The 3,111-nt window shown below is 30.2% G+C and carries 4 protein-coding genes; all 4 read left to right on the top strand.

Annotated elements, in window-relative coordinates; genetic code table 11:
- A partial coding sequence (locus tag CLPUN_RS05600; RefSeq protein ID WP_143328985.1) for a hypothetical protein occupies positions 1 to 241 on the top strand: 241 nt, incomplete at its 5' end.
- Position 242: 1 nt separating this feature from the next.
- Positions 243 to 440 (top strand): hypothetical protein, encoded by a 198-nt coding sequence (locus tag CLPUN_RS05605; RefSeq protein WP_077846346.1) that lies wholly within the window; start codon positions 243 to 245, stop codon positions 438 to 440.
- Positions 441 to 538: 98 nt separating this feature from the next.
- On the top strand, positions 539 to 1,957 hold the full coding sequence (locus CLPUN_RS05610) for a hypothetical protein (RefSeq protein WP_077846347.1): 1,419 nt from the start codon (positions 539 to 541) through the stop codon (positions 1,955 to 1,957).
- A gap of 182 nt (positions 1,958 to 2,139) precedes the next feature.
- Positions 2,140 to 2,898, top strand: coding sequence for a DNA adenine methylase (locus tag CLPUN_RS05615; protein ID WP_077846348.1), 759 nt, complete (start codon positions 2,140 to 2,142; stop codon positions 2,896 to 2,898).
- Positions 2,899 to 3,111 lie beyond the last annotated feature (213 nt).

Consider the following 3,111-nt stretch of genomic DNA (forward strand, 5'->3'; position numbering starts at 1 on the left):
ATATATTTATTTACAAATGGCAGGAAGTTATAGGACTCCACAAGGAGGAATTCTATATTTAGAGGTAGAAATACCAGAGGGGAAAACATTAAAAAGTATAGATGTTACTGTAACACCCAATATTCCGCTATATGAAGATAGAGAAAAGACAGAGTTACAATTAACACGAGAAAAAATTGAAACAATAGAAAATTATATATTAGAACAGGAAAAAAATAAAACAGTAAATGGAGGAATGTAAAATGACAAAAATGCAAGAATTATTAGGAAAGATTTTAAGAAATAGAATCAATGAAGAATTAAAGAAAGAGGTAAAAGATTTTAAGACCATTCAAGAAACTATGGATATATTCTTAGCTGGAGATAAGATTACAACTGAGCAGTATGCAGAGTTTACAACATTAATAACTCCAACAATAACTTCAACAGCTACTGAATAATTGTGAGCGTAATAAAATAAAGAGTTTAAGCAATAATTTAGGCGTTTTTTAATTAAAAAGCCTTTTTTATTGCTCTTTTTTAGTGGAAGGAGATAATTATGGCTATTTTTAATAATATGTCTATTACAAACAAAGGTAAGGAATTATACGCTAAAGCTCAAGCAGGGATAGAATTACATTTCCCCAAAATGATGGTTGGTTCTGGAGAGGTAGGAACACGAAATCCGGAAACACTAACAGCTCTAGTAGATCCTAAATATGATGTAGGTATTCAATCTATTACACCAAATACAGAATTGAAAACTGCAACAATTAGTGGGATGATAAATAACTCAAAGATAACTCAGCCAACATATATTTGTGAAATAGGATTATTTGCTACAGATCCAGATGATGGTGAAATATTATATGCATATGGAAGTGCTGGGAATAAAGGCGATTATATGGCGGCATCAATAAGTGGTCCTTATAGTTGGAATTATCAAATTAATGCGGCTATAGGGAATGCAGCCAATGTAACCGTAGAACTTTCAAACTTAATATATGATTATGGTGTTATAAATACTAATACAGCGCTTATTTATCTTACTGGTGGGAATCAAAAGGAAATAAATAAGTCTGCAGACAATATGTTTAGGATGTATACAACATCTAACAGTGGAAATATTTATTCTATTTCTACATCAAGTATAACAACCCTTAAAGATGGTATGCCAATAACCATAAAAGTTAACGCAGATAGTACAGGAGTAACGAGCTTAAAAATAAATTCTTTAACTGCAGCTTTAATAAAGAAGTCTAATGGATCAAATGTATCCAATTTAAAAAATAATGGAATTTATAATTTAAGATACAATGCAGCAACTTCAAATTTTATCTTGTTGGGTGAAGGAGGTGGAGGGACTGCAACACCCGATAAAATATTAGCTCCATATACAGCTACAACAGATAGCGGAGATATAACCGGTACAATACCAAGTAAAACAGCGCAAACATACACACCAGGAACTGCAGATCAAATTATTGCAGCCAATCAATATCTTTCAGGAGCTCAAACTATAAAGGGGTCTCCAGGTTTAATACCTAGCAATATAATAGATACAGCAAATGTGTTCGGAATACAAGGAACTGCTAATATACAAAGCTTAGGAGGGTTAAGAAATCAAAGGATAGAATATTTACCCAGTGATATTCTTATACAAGATAGTGGTAATGGGATAGAAGGTACAGCGCTAAAAAAAGTACTTGATATATCATTCACTCCTAAATTCATGATAGTAAATATTCAAAGCATACAAGTTTGTATAAATTTTGTTGAACATACTATATTTGCGAATATGTACGACGATCATACAGAAACAAAGGCCGTATTGAATGCTACTAATAACACGTATGTATATTCAGCTAGTACAGCTAGTAGGTATTTTGAATACAGTGATTATGGAAAAAGAATTGATATATGGGCGCGTAGCATAACAGAACCACTTACGCCTTGCTACGTTGATATAATATATTAAGAAATCTAAAAAATCAGTGATAAAGAAAGAGGTAAACTTGAAAGAAAGGTTAAAAACATACATACGTGAGCCAACATAAACATACGTAAAAATAAAAATTTAATAGAAGAATAAAGTAGCACCAGTAGGTGTTTTTTGTTATCTGTTTTCTTATACAAACTAAAGATAAGGGCGTGATGTTTATGTTAAAACCACCAATTACTAGAATGGGCGGAAAAAGTAAATTAAGAAAGACAATTATAGAAATGATTCCTGAAGATCATACATGCTATATAGAGTTATTTTTTGGAGCTGGATGGGTCTATTTTGGCAAAGAGCCAAGCAAGGTGGAAGTAATTAATGATATTGATAAAGAGCTTATAAATTTATTCAGAATGATTAAGTATCATGCACCAGAAATAGAAAGACAATTAGAATATGAATTTTCAGGAAGAGATATATTTGAAGAATATAAACATTATACTTTAGAACATCTTACAGAGATACATAGAGCTGTAAGATTTTTATATCTTATATCGCAAAGTTTTGCTGGTAAAGGTAATCACTTTGGATATGGAACTAATACTAGACCATCACCACAAATATTCTATAATAATGTGCTAAAAGAATTAAAAGAAAGGCTAAGGAATACGTATGTCGAAAATCTATCATTTGAAAAAATAATAGATAAGTATGACAGAGATTATTCCTTTTTCTTTTGTGATCCACCATATTTTGAAACAGCAGGCTATGGAAATAGTTTTGGTGAAAAAGAGCATTTACTTTTAAGGGATAAACTTAAGGATATAAAAGGGAGATTTCTTGTAACGATAAACGATCACCCTAAAGTACGAGAGTGGTATAAAGATTTTAATATTATAGAAACAACAGTAAATTATTCTATAAGTAAAGAAAAAAAGGGCAGAGGAGCCTATAAAGAATTAATAATAACAAATTACTAATGGGCCATAAAAATTAATTAAAAATATAAGCGTAATTAAGGCTTTTAACAGAGTCTTTTTACGCTTATTTTTATAAAAAATCAAATTAGAAATCTCGTGTATTAAAAATGTATTATTTATAGTAGTTTAAGTAACAGTTTTTTAACATAGATTACTAAAAAATATAGTGTAGGTAATTATAGTAGTTAACCTAAAAGGTTATATTATAGGATT

Source organism: Clostridium puniceum (assembly GCF_002006345.1).
Classification (GTDB): domain Bacteria; phylum Bacillota; class Clostridia; order Clostridiales; family Clostridiaceae; genus Clostridium; species Clostridium puniceum.